This window comes from Streptomyces sp. NPDC000941 (assembly GCF_053599555.1).
The window spans coordinates 118538-139904 of sequence record NZ_JBSFMM010000003.1 but is presented as its reverse complement, the minus strand read 5'-3'; the positions used below and the strand labels follow the sequence as shown (position 1 = coordinate 139904).

The following is a 21367-nucleotide window of genomic DNA, read 5'->3' as shown; positions in this document are numbered from 1 at the left end:
GCGAAGCGCCGTCGGACGGAACGCCGTCAGGACGGAACGTTGCGGGCGGTTGCCTGGAAACGGCCCGGGCCCGCTTCCAGCCTTCTGCCGTCGGGGAGGATGACCGTGGCGGTGGCGGTCGGTGGTATGTCGACGTCGATGTGCAGGTTCTCGTCCTCCAGTCGCCATTCGACGGCGATGGTGCCCTGTGGGCTGTCGAACGTGCCGCGTGCCCAGCGGATCGAGGAGTGGACCACCGGTGCGACGACGAAGGACTCCCAGGCCACGGAACCCTCGGCCTGCCGCAGCCCGAGGGTGTGGGTGTGCAGGAAGTCGATGACCGCGCCCTTGCTGTAGTGGTTGAGCGAGGCGTGCGCGTCGCCGTTGTCGTCGACGCCGTCCCACTCCTCCCAGATCGTGGTGGCGCCGCGGTCGAGCATGCCCAGCCAGGACGGGGAGGTGCGCTGGAGCAGGACCTCGTAGGCGAGGTCGGCGTGGCCGGTGTCGGCGAGGGCGGGCAGCAGGTCGGCGGTGGAGAGGAAGCCGGTGCCCAGGTGCGTTCCGGCCTCGCGGATCAGCGTGGCCAGGCGCGCGACGGCCGCGTCACGCAGCTTCTCGGGGGCAAGGCCGAGCGCGAGGGCACGGACGTAACTCGCCTGGGTGTCGACGGTGGTGCGGCCGCTGTCGTCGAGGAACTCCGTGCGCCAGGCGTCCTTCACCCGCTCCGCGAGGCGTGCGTACCGGGCCGCCTCGTCATCGCGGCCCAGGACTTCGGCGACCGTGGCAAGAGTGGCGGTGGAGCGGTACAGGAAGGCGGTGCCCACCTCACCCTTGTCGGCCGTCATCCAGGCGTCCGGATCGCTCGGCACCGGTTCGACGAGTGAGCCGTCCTCCGTGCGCGGCTTCGGCTCGGCCCACTCGCCCCAATGGAACGAGCCGTCCCAGATGAATTCCTCGTGCGCCAGGGGTTCGGTCGACCGGGCCACCCGGGAGGGGTGCCGAGCGGTGCGCGCGATGGTCAGGGCCCATTCGACCCAGCGGACCATCGCGTCCCAGTTCTCGGCGAGGACCCGGCGATCGCCGTACGTCTGATACAGCAGCCACGGCACCAGCACGATGGCGTCGCCCCAGCCGGCGGAGCCCGTCATGCTGTCGAGGCGCTGGTCGGTGTGGAGCTTGATGCGCCGCCCGTCGGGGGAGAAGTTGGCGATGCGTCCGTCGTCGAGCTGGTCGTCGCGGACCGAGCGCAGCCACTTGCGGCTGAATCCGTGGATGTCGTAGAGGCGGGCGGCGGTGGGTGCGAAGACCTGGTAGTCGCCGGTCCAGCCGATACGTTCCCGGGTCGGGCAGTCGGTGGGCACGTCGACGGCGTTGCCCCTGAAGCTCCAACGGGCCACGTCATACAGGTGGTTGAGGTCATCGTTGCCGCAGGCGAAGGTGCCGGTGGGCCTCAGGTCGGTGTGGACCACCCGCATGGTGAGGCCCGCCGCGTCCAGCGGGACGTCACCGCGCTCCAGGCGCGCGTAGCGGAATCCGTGCACCGTGTGGCGGGGCTCGAAGATCTCGCCGACGGCACCGGAGGAGACGACCTCGTCGTGCTGGACGAAGACGGTCACCGGGTCGCCCGGGCGCTGGCAGTCGAGGTGGGCGGTGGTCAGGTCTCCGGTGGAGGGGTCGAGGTGCTCGCCGTGGTCGATCACGGTGCGGGTGCCGGCCGGGCCGAGGTCCGTGAGAGCGAGCCAACCGGAGGCGTTCTGGCCGAAGTCGGCGATCCAGGCGCCGCCCGGCAGCCGGGTGAGCGACACGGCGGGACGGTCTTCGATGCGGCGCACGGGCGGAGCCGGGGACCAGTCGATCGGTGGTGCGGTCACGGCATCGACGAGGACGGGCCGCGCCTGAGCGGCTGGGGCCAGGAAGTCCACGAACTGACCATCCATCAGGTCGGCGCGGGTGACGGGACCGGCGGCGGCGGAGGTCCAGTGCTCGTCGGTGCGAATGACCTGGCGCGTCCCGTCGGCGAGTTCCAGATGCAGCTCCAGCCGGGCGGCCAGGAGCTCCCCCCAGCCGGCGGGTTTACGGAAGGCGCCGACCTGGCCGCGGTACCAGCCGTCGGAGAGAGGGATCTCGACGGTGTTCAGGCCGGGGCGGACGGCAGAGGTGACGTCGGCGGCCTGGGCGTACAGGGTGCGGTCGTAGGAGGTCGAGCCGGGCGCCAGTTCGGTGCTTCCGGCGCGTTCGCCGTTCACGAACGCCTCGTACACCCCCAGGGCCGTGGCGTACAGGCGGGCGCGGACCGCTCCGGCGGTGCTGAACGTGGCGCGCAGGGTGTGCGCCGGTCGTGTGCCGGGCGGGCGGTGAGCGGCCTCGGGGTCGTCCGCCGGGGTGATCCAGGCGGCTGACCAGTCGGCGTCGAGCAGCCCGGCCTCGAAGGCATGCCAGACGCTCCATGCGGAGACCTCCGTGGCGGCGCGGGATCGCACGCGCCAGCGCACCCGTTCACCACTGCGCAGCGCGCGCACCGGCCAGTCGACGAACAAGTGGCCGGCGGCACGGGCGCTGTACTTCGGATCTCCGTGGATATGGATCTGCAGCTCGTAACCGTCCGGCGCCGCAGCGGTCCGGGGAGGTTTCCAGGAGAGGCGAGGGCGGCTGCCGCAGACCGGAATCCCGTCGCCCCCACAGTCGATCGCAAGGTCGTACGGAACGTTGGGGGTCATGAGCGCTCTCTCCTCCGGTTTTCCGGGCGAGTCAGGGGGCTTGGGGACATGAGGGTCGGCCGCCGTTGCCGCTGTGCCGGCCGGGAGCGGCCGGTGGCCGGCCTGGTCACTTGAGTGCTCCTGCCGACAGCCCGCTGATGATGTGGCGCTGCGCGATCGCGTAGAAGACGACGATCGGCAGCACCGCGATGAGCGAGGCGGCGAGCAGGATCTGTTGTTGCGGGGACTCCGCCGAGACGAAGTTGGTGAGCCCGCGTTGCACGGGCATCAGCGAGCTGTCGCTGAACAGCACCAGGCCCATGAGGTACTCGTTCCAGACCTGCATGGCCTGGATGACGGCCACCGCGATCAGGCCCGGCCGGGCCAGCGGGAGGACGATCCGCCAGAAGGTGCCGAACAGGGAGGCTCCGTCGATGGCGGCGGCTTCTTCGAGCTCCTTGGGCTGGCTGGCGAAGAACCCGCGCATGATCAGGATGGAGATCGGCAGCCCGCCGGCGATGAGCACGAGGATGTAGCCGAGGCGGGTGTTGGCGAGCCCGAGCGTGATCAGCAGCTTGTACTGGGCGATGAACGAGGCCGGCAGCGGGATGATCATGATGACGAGAATGGCGGCCACGACGGCGCCCCGCCCGGGGAACTCGATGCGCGCCAGGGCGTACCCGGCCAGGCTTGAGATGATCAGGATCCCGACGACCGCGGCCGTCGTGTAGAGAAGGCTGTTGGGCAGGTACTGGCTGAAGCCGCCCTCGTTCCACGCGGTGGCGAAGTTGCCCCATTCGAAGGGGTGCGGGATCGGGTCGGTTCCCTTGTACAGCTGTTCGGAGCTTTGCAGGGAACCGCTCAGCACCCACAGGACCGGCACCAGTGCTTCGAGCGCTCCGGCGATCAGCAGGGCGTACAGGCCCATGCGCGGCAGGCGGCTGCCGCGGCGCCCTGAGGTCGACGGCATCGGCCTCTGCATCGACGACGCACGCCGTCCCGCCTGCCTTTCGGCCGGGGGTCCGGGGGCTGTCCCCCGGGAAGACACAGTCACGGTCAACGTCCCTTCTCCGCCGTGGAGTCGGTGGATCCGCCGAGCCTGCGGGAGACCCACAGCTGGACGCAGGCGAGGACGACCAGGCACAGCCCGAAGATGACGGACATCGCGGCTGCGCGGCCGTACTCGTTGTACTGGAAGGCCTGTTGGTAGATGTGCAGGGTGGGGACCTCGGTGTGGCCGGCGGGGCCGCCGTTGGTCAGGACCTGGACGGTGCCGAAGATCTGCAGCCCGCTCAGCAGGGTCAGCACGCTCACGATGCCGGTGACATGTGACATGCCGGGCCAGGTGACGTAGCGGAACTGGGCCCATCCGCGGGCTCCGTCCAGTGACGAGGCCTCGTACAGCTCCTTGGGTACGTCCTGCCGGCCGGCCAGGAAGAGGATGAAGCCGAATCCCCAGTGGTACCAGACGAACACGGCGGCGACCGCGATCACGGCCGTCTTGGGGTCCCCCAGCCAGTTGTGCTGAAGACCGTCGAGGCCGACGGCCTTCAGCAGCTGGTTGACGACCCCGATGTTCGGGTCGAGGAACCACGAGAACATCACGCCCACCACCACCGTGGAGAACACGCCGGGCAAGTAGTAGACGGTGCGGAAGAACGCGGACCCGCGGCGGGCCCGGTGCACGGCCAGCGCCATGACCATCGACACCGCGTTGGCGACGATCAGCCCGACCACGCCGTAGAAGACGGCGTTCTTCATCGAACCCCAGAACTGGGTGTCGTGCAGCACATAGCGGTAGTTGTCGAGCCCGACGTACGGCGTGTCCAGGCTCACCCCGTCCCAGGTCTGGAAGCTCAGCAGAATGCCCTGCCCGAACGGGACCACCGTGAACAACCCGATCATGGCCAGCGCCGGCGCCAGGAACAGCCAGGCCGCCAGCACGCGACTGCGGCGCCGCACTACGCGCTCTTCTGCGCCGCGTCGAGATCGCCGAGGACCTGGTCGACCGTGCGTTCCTTGAGGACGAGTGCCTGAGTACCCTTCTGCAGGGCGGTGTTGACCTGCTCCAGAATCTGGTTCTGGACGAGTTGGATGTCCGAGATCTTCGCGGCGATGCCGGTCAGCTGCTGGGGGATGTCCTTCTCGGACACAGCGCGCGCGGAGGGGATCAGCGGGACCCCCTTGGCGAAGGCCTGCTGCTGGTCAGGCGCCGTCAGCCACTGGAGGAACTTCAGCGCCTTGGCCGCTTTCTTGCTCCGGGGGTTGACCGCGGCGCCCTTGGCGGCGCCGCCGACCATGCGCGGGACCTGTGTGCCGTCATCGGCCTTGGGGAGCGGGAAGGAGCGGAAGTCCGTGAAGTCCGGGGCGGTCGCACGGGCCACGCCGACGGCCGAGGTGCCGTCGAAGATGGCCGCGACGCCCTTGGTGTTGAAGAAGGCCTTCTCCACCGTGGGGTTGTCGGTGGTGCCGCTCGGCAGCGAGCCGGTGGCGATCACGCCGGCGTCCCGCAGGTCGGCCACGAGCTGCAGGGTCTTGCGCCAGCCCTCGCTCTTCCAGCTGTTCTTGCCGACGAAGGTGGCGTTCAGCTCCTCGTCGGTCATGTAGTTGGACGCGTACGACTGGATCACCTGGTTGGAGAGGCTGGTCGCGAACCAGAAGGGGCCCTTCCCGGACTTCTTGATCTTCCGCAGCTGATCGATGAACTCGCTCATGGAGGCCGGCGCCTGGTCCGGGTCAAGGCCGACGGCCTTGTACATCGCGGCGTTGACGAAGATCCCCAGGGCCGGGGTCTCCCAGTGGGCGCTGTAGATCCCCGGCTTCACATGCTGCGGATTGTCCGCCCCGAACGTCGTCGTCTTGAGCGTGGCGGGCCGGAAAGTGTCGCCCCAGCCGCCCTTCATCCGGTCGGTGAGGTCCATGGCCCAGCCGGCCTTGTAGTAGGGCGCCATGGAGTGGCCGTCGACCACCGAGTACATGTCCGGCATGTCGCGGGACTGGGAGCTCGACTGGAGCTTGGTCAGGAAGTCGGTGGGGCCGACGTCGTCGATCCTGATCTTCACGCCGGTCTGCTTCGTGTACTGCTTGGCCAGCGCCTTCAGCGTCGCGGCCTGGCCGCGGGACTGATTCATGAACACGACCTCCGAGCCGCCCGAGCCGCCCGAGCCGCCGGAACCGCAGGCCGCCAGGGACGTAGCGGCGAGACCGGTGCCGACGGCCCCCAGGAGGAAGCCGCGTCGGGAGGGTCCCGTGGTGGTGGCGGTCGGACCTGTCGAACCCGCCGTGTGGAATCGCGTCATCTCGGGTCTGCCCCTTTGGGTGAGTGCGAAGACGTCGCGCGAGGAGCCGCCAGGCATGAAGGGCCGAGAAGTTTGGCCCCAGCTGCTCGAAAGTAATTTCTGTCGGTCGCGCTGGCGGTGAACGTTAAGCCGGTGTCACGCGTCCGTCAATCCTTACCGCACGGTGAATTTTCGCGTATCAGCGCTCTTGATCTAGAGGTGTTTCGAAAATAGTTTCGGTGCTACGGTGCTGCGCAGCGCGGGCCGCTGACCCGCCGCCCTGCCCTGGGAGAGCTATGGCATCCGACCCCCAACGCGTCACCCTTGCGAAGGTCGCCCAGACCGCCGGTGTATCCGTGGCCACCGTCTCCAAGGTCATCAACGGCCGCCGCGACGTGGCCCAGCAGACCCGCGACAAGGTTCTGGACCTGTTGCGCCACTACAACTACGGCGGATACCGGGACGATCTGCGCTCGCATCCCACGGTGGAGCTGTTCTTCGGGTTCGAGCGGCTGAGCATCTACCACACCGAGATCATTCAGAGCGTGGTGGACGCGGGAGCCCGTGAGGGCATCGCCGTGGTGGTGGGCAGGCGCGGCGACCTGGACCCGACGGCCGATCCCGCCGCCTGGGCCCGCGACCTGGCCGCCGCCGGACGGCGCGCCGTCATCGCGGTCACGGCGAACACCTTGTCGCCGGCGATCCGTGAAGCCCTGAACCGGGTCCGCATGCCGCTGGTGCTGCTCGACCCGGAGGCACTGCCCGACGACTCGATCGTCAGCGTCGGTGCGACCAACTTCTCCGGCGGCCACGCCGCGGCCGCGCATCTGCTCTCCCTCGGCCACCGCCGTATCGCCTACCTCGGCGGCACGGAACACGCCTGGTCCAACCAGGCCCGGCTGCATGGCTTCCGCAGTGCGGTGGAGGCAGCCGGCGCGCGGGTGCCGGCCGAACTGGTCCGCCATGCCGGCACGTTCCACGCCGCCGAGGGCATCGAGCACGGCGGGCACCTGCTGGCCGTGGACCCGGCGCCCACCGCGGTGTTCGCCGCCTCCGACGAACTGGCCGCCGGGGTCATCGAAGCCGCCCGGCGGCGCGGCCTGCGCGTACCGGACGACCTGAGCGTCGTCGGCTTCGACAACACCCCGCTGGCCCAGGTGACCTCCCCGCCGCTGACCACCATCCACGGCCCCGTTCACGAGATGGGGGCCGTGGCCCTGCGCACCGCCCTTCAGCTGGCGGCCGGGGAGAAGATCGACTCCCACCACGTCGAGCTGGCCACGCAGTTGGTCGTACGGGAGTCCACCCGGCCTCCGCGTCACTGATACGGCAGCCATCCCGGCCCGTCCGAGCGCTCTGCCGCCCGCTACCGCCGCTGGGCCGGGCCGCCGCCGTCCTCATCCCACCGCCTTCAACGGGGCCCAGTCGCACCCCGCCCACCATCAGCGCACCACCCGATCCGAAGGAAGGGCAACCCGCGTTGACCACGACACCTGCGGCTCCCCGCTCCCCCGGCACCATCCCGAACCCGCTGCTCAAGATCTCCGGCACCGGTCTGACAACCCATGACGGCACCCCGGTCCGGCTCCGCGGCGCCGGGCTCGGCGGCTGGATGAACATGGAGAACTTCATCACCGGCTATCCGGGCAATGAGGACGCCATGCGTTCAGCCGTACGGAAGGTCCTCGGCGAGCGCCGCTACGAGCTGTTCTTCGACCGGCTGCTGAGCGTCTTCTTCGCCGACGCCGATGCCGCGCTGCTCGCGTCCAAGGGCCTCAACTGCCTGCGCCTGCCGGTGAACTACCGTCACTTCGAGGACGACGCCCGCCCGTTCGGGATACGCGAGGAGGGCTTCACCCACCTCGACCGAGTGGTGGAACTCTGCGGTCGACACGGCATCTACACCATCATCGACCTGCACTCCCTGCCCGGCGCCCAGAACCACCAGTGGCACTCGGACAACCCCACGCACCTTCCGTCCTTCTGGACACACCCGCACTTCCAGGACCGGGTGGTACACCTGTGGGAAGTCATCGCGGACCGTTACAAGGACAACCCGTGGGTGGCCGGCTACAACCCGGTCAACGAGCCGGCCGACGACTCCGGGCAGGTGCTGCCCGCCTTCTACGACCGCCTCGCGACCGCCATTCGCTCGGTCGACCCGCATCACATCCTCTTCCTCGACGGCAACCACTACTCCACCGAGTTCGACATCTTCGGTGACCCCATCGAGAACGCCGTCTACACCTGCCACGACTACGCACGCGCCGGTTTCGCCCGCAGCACCGGCTACCCCGGTCGCACCGACGGTGTCTGGATCGACAAGGAACAGGTCGAGGAAGCCTTCCTGCGCCGCACCGCGTACATGCGCAAGACCGGGACCCCGATCTGGGTCGGCGAGTTCGGCCCCGTATACACCGGCGACCCCGAGCGGGACGAGCAGTGCGGCCGGCTGCTCGCCGATCAGCTGGAGATCTACCGGCGTCACGAGGCGAACTGGACCATCTGGACCTACAAGGACGTCGGTCTGCAGGGGCTTGTCCATCTCGCCCCGGACAGCGCCTACGACCGGCATTTCGCCGCGTTCATGGCGAAGAAGCACCGCCTGGGCGCGGAGGCGTGGGGCTCCCCGGGCGGCGCCGCCCGCGAGCTGATCAGGCCGCTCGAAAAACTCCTCGCGGACGAGTTCCCGGGCTTCACCGCGCGGCCGTTCAGCACCCGCCAATGGCTCGACGTCCTCATCCGGCACATCATGCTGGGCCAGCCGCTGGTCCAGGAGTACGCCGAGCTCTTCCGGGGCCTCGGCGACGACGACGTACTCGCCCTGGCCGACTCCTTCGCACTGGACCAGTGCGTACGGCGCGACCGGCAGCTGGACCTGCTCGCGAACGGATGACGGAAGGAAATCCATGTTCCAGCCTCCTCAGCGCGTCCTGTTCGGCGCCGCCTACTACCACGAGTACCAGCCCTACGAACGGCTCAAGGACGACCTCGACCTCATGGCCGAGGCCCGCTTCAGCGTCATCCGCGTCGGCGAGTCGGTGTGGTCGACCTGGGAGCCCGACAACGGGCGCTTCGACCTCGACTGGCTGCAGCCGGTCCTGGACGGCGCGCACGAGCGCGGCATCGCCGTGATCCTCGGCACCCCGACCTACGCGATACCCCCATGGCTCGCCCGCCAGTACCCCGAGATCGCCGGCGAACGCGGCACCGGGCGACGCATCCCCTGGGGCTCCCGGCAAGAGGTGGACTACACCCATCCCGCGTTCCGTTTCCACGCCGAGCGCATCATCCGCAAAGTCGTCGCCCGGTACGCCGGCCACCCCTCCGTCATCGGATTCCAGGTCGACAACGAGCCCGGCCTGGAGCTGTTCCACAACCACGGAGTGTTTCAGCGCTTCATCGACCACCTGCGCCACACCTACGGCGACGTGGACACCCTCAACCGCGAGTGGGGCCTGACCTATTGGTCGCACCGGCTGTCGACCTGGGCCGACCTGTGGACACCCGACGGCAACACCCAGCCGCAGTACGACCTTGCCTGGCGACGCTTCCAGGCCCACCTGACCACCGAGTTCATCGACTGGCAGGCCGGCATCGTCCGCGAATACGCGAGCCCCGACCAGTTCGTCACCACCTGCATCGCCTACGACCGGCCGGCAGTCGAGGACGACGCACTCACCCGCAACCTCGACGTCACCGCCGGCAACCCCTACTACGCGATGCAGGACTCCCTCGCGCTGCCGGACACCCGCCCCTCGCACCAGAGCACGATGTCCAACGACGGAACCTGGGCCCTCTACCGCATCGCCGACCGCAGCTACGCCTCCCGGCAGGAACCGTTCCTGGTCACCGAGACCAACGCCCAGACCATCGGCGGCTCCTGGCGCAACAAACCCGCGTACGACGGCCAGTGGCGCCAAGCCGCCTGGGCGCTGATCTCCCGCGGCGCCTCGATGATCGAGTACTGGCACTGGCACACCCTGCACTTCGGCACCGAGACCTATGTGGGCGGCATCCTCCCGCACAGCGGCCGACCGGGCCGTATCTACCGCGAACTTGCCGCTCTTGGCGCGGAGCTGGAGACGGCAGGCGAGCTGGTCGCCTCCCTCACCCCGGACGCGGACGTCGCCTTCCTGTATTCGCTGCCCAGCAAATGGGCGCTGGAGGCCAAGCCGTCGCTGGCCAAGCCGGACGGCTCGGCGGACGAGCGCTCCCACGCGACCATCTTCGACGCCTTCTACCGCGGCGCGTTCGATGCGGGCCTCCAGGCACGCCTGGTCCATCCCGACCAGTTGGAGACCGTGGACCTGCCGCCGCTGCTCGTCGTCCCGGCGTTCTATGCCGCGGACGACGCGACACTGGACCGGCTGCTCGCCTACGCGGAGTCCGGCGGGCATCTGGTGATCGGCCCGCGCACCGGCTACGCGGACCCCGAGGCCCGGGCCCGCACCGACGTCCAGCCGGCCCGCCTCGCCGGGGCCGCCGGAGTCTCCTACGACGAATTCACCAATCTGGACACGGCAGTGCGGGTGCGGGGCAGTGCCGAGCTCGCGCTGCCGCCCGCGGCCCAGGCCCTGCACTGGGCGGAAGCACTCGTCCCGGACGGACTCGTCCCCGACGGAGCGGCCGTGCTGGCCACCTACGACGACCCGCACCTCGAGCACTGGCCCGCCGCCACCACCCGCCGGCACGGCACCGGCCGCATCACCTACGTCGGCACGGTGCCCGACCCCGCCTTCGGAGAGGCACTGTTCCGCTGGGCCGCCCCGGCCGAGACAGGCGGCCGCCCCCACCCGAGCGTCACGGCGACCTCGGCCACCTCCCATGACGGCCGCCGCGTCCGCTTCCTGCACAACTGGTCGTGGAACCCGGTGTCCGTTTCGCTGCCGACCGCCGCGGAGGACGTCCTCACGCGCACCGCCTACGAGGCCGGCCAGTCGGTCGAACTCGGTCCGTGGGACGTGAAGGTGTTCGCGGAACGCGGCTGACCTGGCACGCCGGGGACCCGGCGACAGCCGCCCCCGGGGCTCCCGCTGCCCGGAACCGGCAAGGGATCTGCCATTCACTCGCGCCCGGCGCCCGGTGCGCCAAATTCACCCGCCACTGTCACTATCCACTGTCACTCACTCCAGTGTCACTCACTCCAGGAGACCCGCCGATGCGCTCCTCCAAGCGCGTGCTCTGCAATCCCCTCGACCTCGCCTACCGCTACCAGGACATCCGCGCCACCGGCAGCGCCGACGGCATGGACGGCGGTCAGCCACGGCGGTCCGTCCACCGGGAGGCGGCGGATCCCTCCATCGTGCGGTACCGGGGCCGCTTCTATATGTTCGCGTCGATGTCGGCGGGGTTCTGGCACTCGGAGGATCTACTGCGGTGGGAGTACCGCGCGACATCCAAGCTGCCCGCCCTCGACTACGCGCCGGATGTCCGGGAGGTCGACGGAGCGCTGTACATCAGCGCGTCCAGGAAAGCGGACGACTGTCCCTTCTTCCGCAGCGTGGACCCGTTGACCGACGACTTCGTCAAGGTCACGCCGGGCACCTTCCCCTTCTGGGACCCGAGCATGTTCCAGGACGACGACGGCGAGGTCTATCTCTACTGGGGTTGTGACAACAACACGCCCCTCTACGGGGTGCGGCTGTCGAGCACCTTCGAGCAGATCGGCGAACCGACGCCCCTGATCCGGTCTGATGTCGCAACGCATGGCTGGGAACAGGTCGGTGAGGACTACATCTGCACGTCGGCGCACCCCGACCAGGAGGCAGTCCTCTCCCGGCTCCAGGGCAAGCCCTATATCGAGGGCGCGTGGATGACCAAGCGTGACGGAACCTACTATCTGCAGTACGCGGCGCCCGGCACGCAGTTCAACACCTACGCCGACGGCTACTACACGGCCTCGTCCCCGCTGGGCCCGTTCGAGTACTCGCTCGACAGTCCGTTCTCGTCGAAGCCGGGCGGTTTCATCACCGGGGCGGGTCACGGATCCACATTCCAGGACCGTCATGGAAACTGGTGGCACGCGTCGACCATGCGTATCTCGGTGAACGACGACTTCGAGCGGCGCATCGGCATCTTCCCCGCCGGATTCGACCAGGACGGCGTGCTCTTCTGCAACCAGAACTTCGCCGACTACCCCTTCGTCGTCCCGGACGGGCCGTTCGACCCCTGGACGCCTCCGGCCTGGATGCTGCTGTCCTACAAGGCTCAGGCCACCGCCTCGTCCTCCGCCCCCGGCCATACCCCGGCTTCGGCGGTCGACGAGGACATCCGCACCTGGTGGACGGCCGAGGAGCGTGAACCGGGCGAGTCCCTGACCGTCGACCTCGGCATGAGCAAGACCGTGCACGCGGTACAGATCAACCTGGCGGATCACGAGTTGGGCGCCATCGCCCCGCAAGTTCCCGAAGGCGCCGACTGGAACCCCCACTTCTGGCGCGGCATCTTCCCCACCCATGAGCCGGCGGAGACCGTGGTGGAGATCTCGCAGGACGGGCGCCAGTGGACCGTCGTGCGCGACTCCCGGGGAACGAACACCGACGCCCCGCACGCATTCATCGTGCTCGACGCACCGCTACGCGCCCGGTTCGTCCGGGTCACCGGCGGCCGCATGCCGTTCGACGGCGTCTTCGCGGTCAGCGGTCTACGGGTCTTCGGCACGGGTGACGGCGCGGCGCCGCGCCCGGTTCGTGCTCAGGGCCGCCGTGTCGACGGCCTCACCGCCAGGGTCGAGTGGGACTCCGTCACCGGGGCCACCGGCTACAACATCCGCTACGGCCGCCATCCGGAGAAGCTGTACCACAGCTGGCAGGTGCACGAGCGCACCTCGCTCGACCTGCGCTCGCTCAATGCTGACGCGGAGTACTGGGTGGCGGTGGACGCGTTCGGCGAGGGTGGCATCACGCCCGGGGAGACGGTACCGGTGAAGTGATGGGTGGCAGTGGGCCCCTGGTCGCCCTTACGGCCGAGTGTTCAACGACGAGCGCGGTCGGCCGCGCACTCGGCGCCGGGCTGGTCAGGGGCGGATGATGTAGCGGCCGCGGAGGCCGCCCTCGGCGGTGGCCCGGTGGGCTTCGGCGGCCTGGTCCAGCGGGACGACGGCGTGGACGCGGGTCGGGAGGTCGCCGGCTGCGGCGCGGGCACCGTCCCGGGGTCGGGCACGAGGACGGGCCCCGGTCGATGCGCTTCTCCGAACTGTCCCGCCAACTCGCGGGCGCCAGCCAGAAGATGCTCACCCAGACCCTGCGCTCCCTGGAGGTCGACGGCCTGGTCACCAGGACCGTCACGCCCACCGGGAGGAACACCACCGCGCGGCAGCCGAACACTGAGCTTTTTCAGGCCGACGGCCGGCTGTCGTCGCCTCCGCTGCCGCCAGGCCGAACCATTATTCGACATCATGTGGATCTTGTGCCCATGATGGCAGTGGACTCGGCCGGGGCCGTCCTCCGCTCCGACGCCTCGTTCTCAGAGCCCCCCGCATACGAATCGAGGAGTACACCGTGAGCAAGCCCGGACAGACCGTCGAGATCCCTCACCTCGGCGGATCGACCATCGGGTACACGTTCGGCAAGCCGTACGACCCCGCACTCCCGACGCTGGTCCTGATCAACTCGTACACCACCTCGGCCGAGTTGTACCGGCCGCAGTTCGCCGACCCGGAGCTCGGGTCCGCGGCCAACCTGCTGGCCCTCGAACCCTACGGGCACGGCCGCACGAGGGCCGCGTACCAGCACTTCACCTACTGGGACAGCGCGATCGCGAACTTGCAGGCCCTCGAGGCCCTCGGCATCGACAAGGCCTTCGTGCTGGGAACCTCGCAGGGCGGCTGGGTGGCGGTCCGTATGGCGCTGCTCGCCCCGGACGTCGTGAGGGGCCTCATCCCGCTCGGCACGTCGATGGACTACGAGAGCCCGCGCAGCCGCGACCTGGGGTGCTGGGACGCGATAGAGCTCAACACGCCGCTCGTCGACGCCCTCGCCGAGCCGGTCGGCGAGGACTGGGTGGTGCCGGACGAGGTCGTGGACGCCGTCTTCGCCACGTCCCTGGGCGGCGTCTCGGCCGAGGAACGCGAGTTCTGGCTCACCGCCTACCGTGCGAACTACAGCGGTGATGCCGGACGCCGCCGTCTGCGCCTCAGCACGGTGAACCTGCGGGACCGCGACGGGCTCCACGGCAGGCTCGACGAGGTCCGCTGCCCCGTCCTGTGGCTGCACGGCACGGCGGATCAGGTGTACTCCGTGCCGAACGCCCAGGACGAGATCCGGATGTTCACCAGCTCCCCCGAGGCGCGCCTGGAGATCATTGAGAACGGGCAGCACTTCCTGAGTGCCTCGCATCCCACGGAGGTCGGCTCCGCGGCGATCGAGTTCCTGAAGCGCTGGGCCTGAGCCTGTCGTAGGTGGTGACCCAGGCCGTTGAGATCGGCCAGTCGCGTTCGGGGCGGTGGGGGTGGAGACCGACGACGGCGAGCGGCGGCAGGTCGTCGAGTTTCGACAGCTCCCGCCATTGGTCCTGGGTCACCTCCAGGTAGCGCAATCCCTTAAGCTCAGTCACCGTGGCGATATCGGCGACGGGTGCCGCCGCGATGTCCAGCGCCCACAGGTTGGGCAGCGTACGGAGCGGAGCCAGCTCGACGGGCCGCGCGCAGGTGACCGACAGGGAACGCAACTCCCGGTTCCGGGCCGGCGCCGTCAGGTCGACCGACTCCACGTCCAGCTCCAGATACTCCACCGGAGGGCTGCCGAGCGGAGTCAGATCGGGCGAACCCCCGCTCGACAGCACCAGCGAACACACGTCGGGCACCGCGGCGAGGAACGCGCAATCCTCCACACCGGACACCCGGACCTCCTGCACGCGCGGACCGGCCTGCTCGGCCCGCGCACGGGAAGGTCGGCCGTCGCTGTACCTGGTGTGCTCGCCGGGCAGGCCCGGCAGGTCCGCGTCGATCCACAGGCTCTTGTTGTGATGGCGGTAGTCACCGCCTTCCAGCGCTTCCACCAGACGGCGCAGGAACGTGGTCACCGAGTCGGCGACGTACGCCGGCCCCTGCGTGTGGTCGACTCCGACCGCGATGACCTGCCCGGGACGACCCTTCGGCCCCGGATCCATGTCCACGGCGAGCCAGTTGCCACCCGTGTCGGACGCGAACCGGATCCAGCCCGCACGCAGCGGCGACCTCCGGACGGTGTTCGGGGGCCGGGCATCGAACACCGTCCGGCGCCAGGGTTCGAGCTCCCATTCCTGCGCGATGTCGAGCCACTCGTCATCCAGGTCGCCGATCTCGGCGAGGGGGAGCCACTCCTGCCGGTCGAACAGCGGGTTGACGACGCCATCACCTTCGCCGTCGGCGATGCCGTACAGCGCGCGGAGGTCCGGAGGCAACGCGACGCCGAGTGCCTCCTCCGCCGCGGCGAGGTCCTCCTCGCTCGCGGGCTCGGGGAGTTCCTCCTCGTACCCGAGGAGCTGCGCCATCAGCCGCCGGTAGGAGTGGAAGAGCCGCACCGCCTCGTCCGGATCACCGGCGGGAACCGCGGACTCAGGCCCTTCCTGCTCGTCACCCCGGTCGGGCGGAACGAAGTCTTCGTCGATCACATGAAGGAACGGCGACTTCTGCGGGGAGGATGTCGTCACGCCGCCGCAACCTAGCACCCGCCCCCGACACCGCGGCCGGTGGTCCGTGCGGCGTCCAGTGCCTGCCGGGCCTCGGCCACCACCTTCGGGTCGGTGACGAAGTGGGTGTCCTGGAGGGCGGAGGCTCCCGCGGCTCCGAGAGGTATCCACGCACCGCCGCGCCGGGGCTCGGCCCGGGTCTTGGCGGAGAGGTGCACTGCGGCGACCCCCGCGGCCACCAGGGCGGGGATGTCAGCGGTGCGGACGCCGCCGCCTGCCATGACCTGCACACCAGGAGCCGCGGCGACCATCGCGGCAAGCGTGGTCGCCCCGCCGGCCGCGGTCGCCGCGCCGCCGGAGGTGAGCACCCTGGTGATCCCCAGTGAGGGGAGCAGCGCCGCGGCGGCGACCGGGTCGGCGGACTGGTCGATCGCGCGGTGCAGGGTGACGTCCACGGAGCGCCCGTGGTTCGATGCCGCGTCATGGGCTGCGTCGGTCAGGCGGGTGACGGCGTCGGTGTCCAGGAGGCCTTCGGCGGTCAGCGCGCCGACCACCACGCCCGAGGCGCCCGAGGCGACGACCGAGCGTACCTCGGCGGCCATCAGGGCGATCTCCTCGGCGTCGTACACGAAGTCACCGGGACGGCACCGCACCAGAGCGTGCACCGGCGACCCGACAGCTGCGACCGCCTCCACCGAGGCCGCCGACGGGGTCAGGCCGCCCAGTTCGAGCCCGGTGCACAGTTCGACCCGGTCCGCACCGTGGTCGCGGGCGGCACGAGCACCCGCCGGGGAGGTGACCGCGATCTCGAGGGTGGTTCCGGGTGTGCGGCCGGTCACTCGTCGTCCCCGGTGAGCGGCTGGTCGGAGGCCGGGATGAGCCGGGCCGTCAGGTCCGGGTCGGCCATGTCGCGGTCGAAGGGGAACATGGGCCGACGGATGCGGTGGTGGTCGAGCCGCACCAGGTCCTGGTCGACACCACCTGGGGTGAGGGCCATCTTCCACGCCGCGGACATGTCGAACAGCTCCGGCTCCAGGTAGCCGATCTTCACGATGACCACGTCGGCGGAGCGGGGGTCGAGGTCCAGGTCGGAGAAGTCGTGTTCATGGTGGTAGGGCTTGCGCAGCCGGGTCAGGATCGCGTACACGCTGCCGACGCGGACCACGACCTCGGTCTCGGCGTCGCGGTCGCCGTGCCGGATCGCGTGTACCACGCCGGTGAGGGTGACGGGACCGGCGTGCCGGTCGTCCACCTCGGCTCCGGCGGTGACGGTGACGGTGGCGCCCACGCCGGCGGCGACCGCGGTGTCGACGGCGGCGGGTCCTGGCACCGAGGCGTACAGGACGGTCGGGCCGTCGTCCTTCTGGAACTCCGGGCGCTCCAGCAGCCTGGTCAGGCCCCAGGTGACGTCGCCTGCGCCGCCCGCGGTGGGGTTGTCGCCGGTGTCGCTGATGAAGTACGGCCGCTGCCGCGAGCCCAGAGCCTCGTCGAGGAGGTCGTCGAAGGTACCGGTCGGGGCGACGAAGGCGAAGTCGTGACGGGCATCCCAGAAGCCGCGGGCGAGGCGTTCGGCGCCCGACGACACGGCGTTCCGGTCGGGGCCGGTGACGACGACGGCTGCGCGGTTGCGCGGTTCGTCGGCCCAGGCGTAGCCGACCCAGATCGCCGCGTCGGTCACCCCGTCCATGGCCTCGACCTCGTCGACCGCCGCGTACACGCTCCTGGCGGGCTCGATACGGGTGGAGGTCTGCTCTCCGGCCAGCAGCACCGGGACCGGGACCCATGCCTTCACCGGTCGGGGGGCGCCGGAGGCGAGCAGGTCGACCAGGTTGCGCACGGCGCGCTCCTTGGTCTCCATGTGGTCCTCGTGCGGGGCCATCCGGTAGCAGGTGATGAGGTCGCTGCGGTGGGCGAGTTCGCGGGAGACGTTGCCGTGCAGGTCCATGGAGGTGGAGACGATCACGTCGGGGCCGACGGTGGCACGGATGCGTTCCAGCAGGACGGCCTCGGCGTCGTCGACGCCCTCCACGGTCATCGCGCCGTGGATGTCGTACCAGAGACCGTCGAGCCGGGGCAGTGCGGCAAGGCGGTCGATGAGTTCGCCGGTGAGTGCGGACCAGGCGGCGGCGGTGACCATGCCGCCGGGCAGCGACTTGCCCACCAGGGCGCCGTGCCAGTCGGCGGCCTCGCGCAGTTCCTCGCCGGGCGCGAGGAAGGGGTAGCGGCCGAACACGTCGGTGCCCCGCAAGGGATGGAACGCGGGGGCCTCGGTGCGGGCCGGGGAGAAGGTGGACGACTCGATGCCGAGCCCGGCGATGGCGATGACCGGGCGGGCGGCGGTACGGGATGCGGTACGGGATTCCGGCATGGCTCCTCGTGCGGGTTGTGGTGCGTCAGAGGGTGCGGTGTGCGGCGGGGCCGAAGCGCTCGACACCGAGCCCGGTGCCGCCGACGTCGCGGAGGGCGTGCGCCATGGCGCGCTGCAGTGCGAACTGTCCGGCCCCGACGACTCCGGCGTCGACGCCGAGGCTGGCCCGCTCGATCGTGAGGTGCTCGGTGACCAGCGGGTGGCAGCTGTCGTAGAGCTGGCTGCGGACCGCGGCGACGAAGGGTTCCAGAGTGGAGAGGATACCGCCGAGGTAGACGGCGTCCGGGTTGAAGAAGTTGACGTTGGCGGCGAGCACCTGCCCGAGATGTTCTCCGGCTCGGCGGACCGCGCGGGTGGCCTCGGGGTCGGCGTCGGCGGCGAGGCCTACGACGTCCTCGATGCTGCTGACGTCGGCGCCGCGCTCGCGCAGGATGCGCACCAGGGCGGCGCCGGAGGCCACGGTCTCCAGACAGCCCGTCTTGCCGCAGGAGCAGGGGATGTCGGCGGCGCCGTCGATCCGGATGTGGGTGATGTCGCCGGCGGCGCCGGTGGCGCCCCGGTAGAGGCGGCCGTCGACGATGACGCCGGCGCCGATCGCCGAGCCGATCTTCACCATGATCGACTGCCGGTGTTCGGCGGGCCGGACGGTGTGCTCGCCCATCGCCATGCAGTTGGCGTCGTTGTCCACCGCGGTCGGGACGCCGAAGCGTTCCTCCAGCCAGGTGGCGACCGGGAAGCGGTTCCACCCCGGCATCCGCGACGGCAGCATGGCGGCTCCGGACCGGATGTCGACGGGGCCCGGCAGGGACAGGCCGACACCGCACATCCGGTCGCGTCCGTGTTCCTCGGCCAGGGCCTCCAGGGTTTCGGCGAGCCGTGGCAGAGCCTGCTCGGGGCCGTCGGCGATGTCGAACGGAACGGTGGCGACCTTTTCGAGTCGGCCGCCGGGCAGCGCCACACCGATCCGGGCATGCCGGCCGCCGAGGTCGGCGGCGACGGCGAACTCGTCGGTGCCGCCGAGCCGCAGGACCTTGCGGGGGCGCCCGCCGGTGGACGACTGGGTGCCTTCCTCGGCGATCAGTCCGCGCTCGACCAGCTGCCCCACGGTGAGGGAGATGGTCGAGGGGGCGGCGCCGAGCAGGGCGGCGAGTTCGGCGCGTGACGAGGCCTGGCCCGAGGCCACGAGCTCCAGGACGCGGGCGGCGAGGGGGGAACTCCCCTTCGCCGGCTGACGGTTCCGCGCACTTATTTCAGTCATGTACGAAGTAACTTCCGCAACGGTGGATGTGACGAAGACAGTACGCCCGCACAACGCGTACGTGAACCGCTTCCCGGACAGCATTCCCGTGATCGACAGCATGACAAATCAGATGAAAGATGGCGTTTTCGCTACCTGGACAGGGCTTCGGAGAGTTCTGTCGAACTCGCAGAAACTTACTTTTTACTAATTCTTGTTTGTTTAATCAGCACGTGAGACGTTGACTGTCGTCGCAGCGCCGATCCCCGCGGCGCCCGCCCCAGGCCCAGGCCCAACGGGGCACACACGGGTCTTTTCACTCCGAGGAGAGTCATGTTCCTTGCTCATACGGCGACCGGCCGCCGCTGGGCCCTCGTCGCGGGTGCCGCCCTCACCTCCGGCGCACTGCTCACCGGCTGTTCCGGGGGCGGTACCTCGTCGTCCGGCGGACACTCGACCGACACCATCAACTACGCGCTCCCGGCCAACTTCACGCCGAACTGGATCCTCCCGATCGGCACGGCCTCGCACCTCAACACCAACAACTCCTCCATATCCCAGTCCCTCTGGGAGCCGCTGATCGCCTATGACGGCTCCACGGGCGAGGTCGGCTGGAACAAGGACAACTCCCTCGCCACCGCGGCGGACTTCGCCAAGGACAGCAAGAGCGTCACGATCACCCTCGGCAACCGGCACTGGAGTGACGGCAAGCCGATCACCTCGCGCGACGTCGAGTTCTGGTTCAACCTGGTCAAGGCCAACAAGGCCGACTGGGCAAGCTACAGTCCGGGCAAGGCGCCGGACAACTGGACCTCGCTGAAGACCGTCGACGACACTCACTTCACCATCACGTTCGACAAGGCGTACAACAAGCAGTGGATGCTCGCCAACGAGCTGAGCATGATCCGCCCGATGCCGCAGCACGTCTGGGACAAGACCGGCGACTCCGATGCCGTCTCCGACCTGGACCGCACCCCCGCCGGCGCCAAGAAGGTCTGGAAATACCTCAACGGCGCCGCCAAGAACATCTCCGGTTACGCCACCGACCCGCTGTGGAAGACCGTCAGCGGTCCGTACACCCTCAAGTCCTTCTCCACCGCGGGCAGGGTCGAACTGACCGCCAACGCCAAGTACGACGGCGGTGGCAAGGCCAACATCAGACACGTCAACCTGCTGCCGTTCACCACGACCGACGCCGAGGCGAACGCGCTGCGGGCGGGCACGCTCGACTACGGCTACATCAACGCCACGGACCTCAGCCAGGAGGATTCCTTCAAGGCGAAGGGCTACACGGTCAAGCCGTGGGCGGGCTGGGCGATCACCTACATGCCCTACAACTTCAACAACCCGGCCATGGGCGCCGTCTTCAAGCAGCTCTACGCCCGCCAGGCGATCCAGATGTCGGTCGACCAGACCAGTCTGGCGAAGGTGATCTTCAACGGCACCGCGGTCCCCACCTACGGTCCGATCCCCCAGGGACAGGCCTCCGACTTCGTCTCTCCGGAGCAGAAGAAGAACCCGTACCCGTTCGACACCGCCAAGGCGAAGCAGCTGCTGACCTCGCACGGCTGGAGCGAGCAGAGCGGCACCATGGTGTGCACCGACGCGGGCAGCGGCGACGACCAGTGCGGCGCGGGCGTCGACAAGGGCACCAAGTTCGAGATGCAGGTGCTGTCCCAGTCCGGTTCGACCGTGACCGACAACATGATGAGCGCGCTGCAGTCCTCGTTCTCGAAGACCGGCGTCAAGTTCACCATCAAGACCGCCCCCGTCAACTCCGTGCTCTCGCAGTCCGGTCAGTGCAAGTCCGGTGACTCGGGTTGCAAGTGGCAGCTGTCCTTCTTCGGCACCGCGGGCAGCTGGTACTTCCCGGCGTACCCGAGCGGTGACTCGCTCTTCCAGACCGGTGGCGGTTCCAACTTCGGCAGCTACTCCAACCCGGCGGTGGACAAGCTGATCGCGCAGACCACCACCTCCGAGTCGGCCGCCGCCGTCCAGGAGTACAGCGCCACGCTGGCCAAGGACCTGCCGGTGATCTGGCTGCCGGAGCCCGACTACCAGGTCTCCGTGGTCAAGAACGGGCTGGGCGGTTTCGCCCAGGACTCGCTCGCCAACTTCCACCCCGCCATGTGGAAGTGGACGAACAACTGAGCCCGGCCGGTGACCCAGCGCATTCCTGAGCCGAAGCGACCGGAAA

The 21367-nt window shown here is 69.5% G+C and carries 14 protein-coding genes and 1 pseudogene; 7 read left to right on the top strand and 8 right to left on the bottom strand.

Translation table 11 applies throughout. The features are described 5' to 3' along the window. Positions 1-26 precede the first annotated feature (26 nt). The 4 genes from ACWDSL_RS02120 to ACWDSL_RS02105 form a co-directional block, all read right to left on the bottom strand. Positions 27-2696 (bottom strand): family 78 glycoside hydrolase catalytic domain, encoded by a 2670-nt coding sequence (locus ACWDSL_RS02120; RefSeq protein WP_450480769.1) that lies wholly within the window; start codon positions 2694-2696, stop codon positions 27-29. Between the two features lie 106 nt (positions 2697-2802). Then, on the bottom strand, positions 2803-3645 hold the full coding sequence (locus tag ACWDSL_RS02115) for a carbohydrate ABC transporter permease (protein ID WP_450480767.1): 843 nt from the start codon (positions 3643-3645) through the stop codon (positions 2803-2805). Between the two features lie 86 nt (positions 3646-3731). After that, complete coding sequence (locus tag ACWDSL_RS02110; protein WP_450480765.1) at positions 3732-4637, bottom strand: carbohydrate ABC transporter permease; 906 nt, start codon at positions 4635-4637, stop codon at positions 3732-3734. Then, on the bottom strand, positions 4637-5974 hold the full coding sequence (locus tag ACWDSL_RS02105) for an ABC transporter substrate-binding protein (RefSeq protein ID WP_450480763.1): 1338 nt from the start codon (positions 5972-5974) through the stop codon (positions 4637-4639). Before ACWDSL_RS02105 ends, ACWDSL_RS02110 begins: the two co-directional genes overlap by 1 nt. 275 nt (positions 5975-6249) lie before the next feature. Between ACWDSL_RS02105 and ACWDSL_RS02100 the strand changes: the two genes are divergently transcribed. The 6 genes and pseudogenes from ACWDSL_RS02100 to ACWDSL_RS02075 all read left to right on the top strand — a co-directional run bounded on the left by ACWDSL_RS02100 (position 6250) and on the right by ACWDSL_RS02075 (position 14343). Continuing rightward, positions 6250-7278: a LacI family DNA-binding transcriptional regulator gene (locus tag ACWDSL_RS02100; RefSeq protein ID WP_450480761.1), complete on the top strand. Its 1029-nt coding sequence runs from the start codon at positions 6250-6252 to the stop codon at positions 7276-7278. Between the two features lie 155 nt (positions 7279-7433). Next, entirely contained in the window at positions 7434-8849 is a 1416-nt protein-coding gene (locus ACWDSL_RS02095; RefSeq protein WP_450480759.1) for a glycoside hydrolase family 5 protein, read from the top strand. A 13-nt stretch (positions 8850-8862) separates the two neighbouring features. Continuing rightward, complete coding sequence (locus tag ACWDSL_RS02090) at positions 8863-10944, top strand: beta-galactosidase (protein ID WP_450480757.1); 2082 nt, start codon at positions 8863-8865, stop codon at positions 10942-10944. A 170-nt stretch (positions 10945-11114) separates the two neighbouring features. Beyond that, positions 11115-12887, top strand: coding sequence for a family 43 glycosylhydrolase (locus ACWDSL_RS02085; RefSeq protein ID WP_450480755.1), 1773 nt, complete (start codon positions 11115-11117; stop codon positions 12885-12887). 212 nt (positions 12888-13099) lie between these two features. After that, positions 13100-13249, top strand: a pseudogene (locus ACWDSL_RS02080) (winged helix-turn-helix transcriptional regulator); the annotation flags it as partial. A gap of 206 nt (positions 13250-13455) precedes the next feature. Continuing rightward, positions 13456-14343: an alpha/beta fold hydrolase gene (locus ACWDSL_RS02075; protein WP_450480753.1), complete on the top strand. Its 888-nt coding sequence runs from the start codon at positions 13456-13458 to the stop codon at positions 14341-14343. On the opposite strand, the gene ACWDSL_RS02070 is transcribed toward ACWDSL_RS02075, so the two are convergent. The 4 genes from ACWDSL_RS02070 to ACWDSL_RS02055 are packed head-to-tail and all read right to left on the bottom strand — an operon-like array spanning position 14255 to position 19191. Then, positions 14255-15586 (bottom strand): SMI1/KNR4 family protein, encoded by a 1332-nt coding sequence (locus tag ACWDSL_RS02070; RefSeq protein ID WP_450480751.1) that lies wholly within the window; start codon positions 15584-15586, stop codon positions 14255-14257. The genes ACWDSL_RS02075 and ACWDSL_RS02070 overlap by 89 nt on opposite strands. 11 nt (positions 15587-15597) lie before the next feature. After that, complete coding sequence (locus tag ACWDSL_RS02065) at positions 15598-16404, bottom strand: copper homeostasis protein CutC (RefSeq protein ID WP_450480749.1); 807 nt, start codon at positions 16402-16404, stop codon at positions 15598-15600. After that, positions 16401-17933, bottom strand: coding sequence for a M81 family metallopeptidase (locus ACWDSL_RS02060; RefSeq protein ID WP_450480747.1), 1533 nt, complete (start codon positions 17931-17933; stop codon positions 16401-16403). The genes ACWDSL_RS02065 and ACWDSL_RS02060 overlap by 4 nt, the downstream gene beginning before the upstream one ends. 25 nt (positions 17934-17958) lie before the next feature. Continuing rightward, positions 17959-19191: an ROK family protein gene (locus ACWDSL_RS02055; RefSeq protein ID WP_450480745.1), complete on the bottom strand. Its 1233-nt coding sequence runs from the start codon at positions 19189-19191 to the stop codon at positions 17959-17961. Between the two features lie 312 nt (positions 19192-19503). Between ACWDSL_RS02055 and ACWDSL_RS02050 the strand changes: the two genes are divergently transcribed. Then, positions 19504-21321 (top strand): peptide ABC transporter substrate-binding protein, encoded by a 1818-nt coding sequence (locus ACWDSL_RS02050; RefSeq protein ID WP_450480743.1) that lies wholly within the window; start codon positions 19504-19506, stop codon positions 21319-21321. Positions 21322-21367 lie beyond the last annotated feature (46 nt).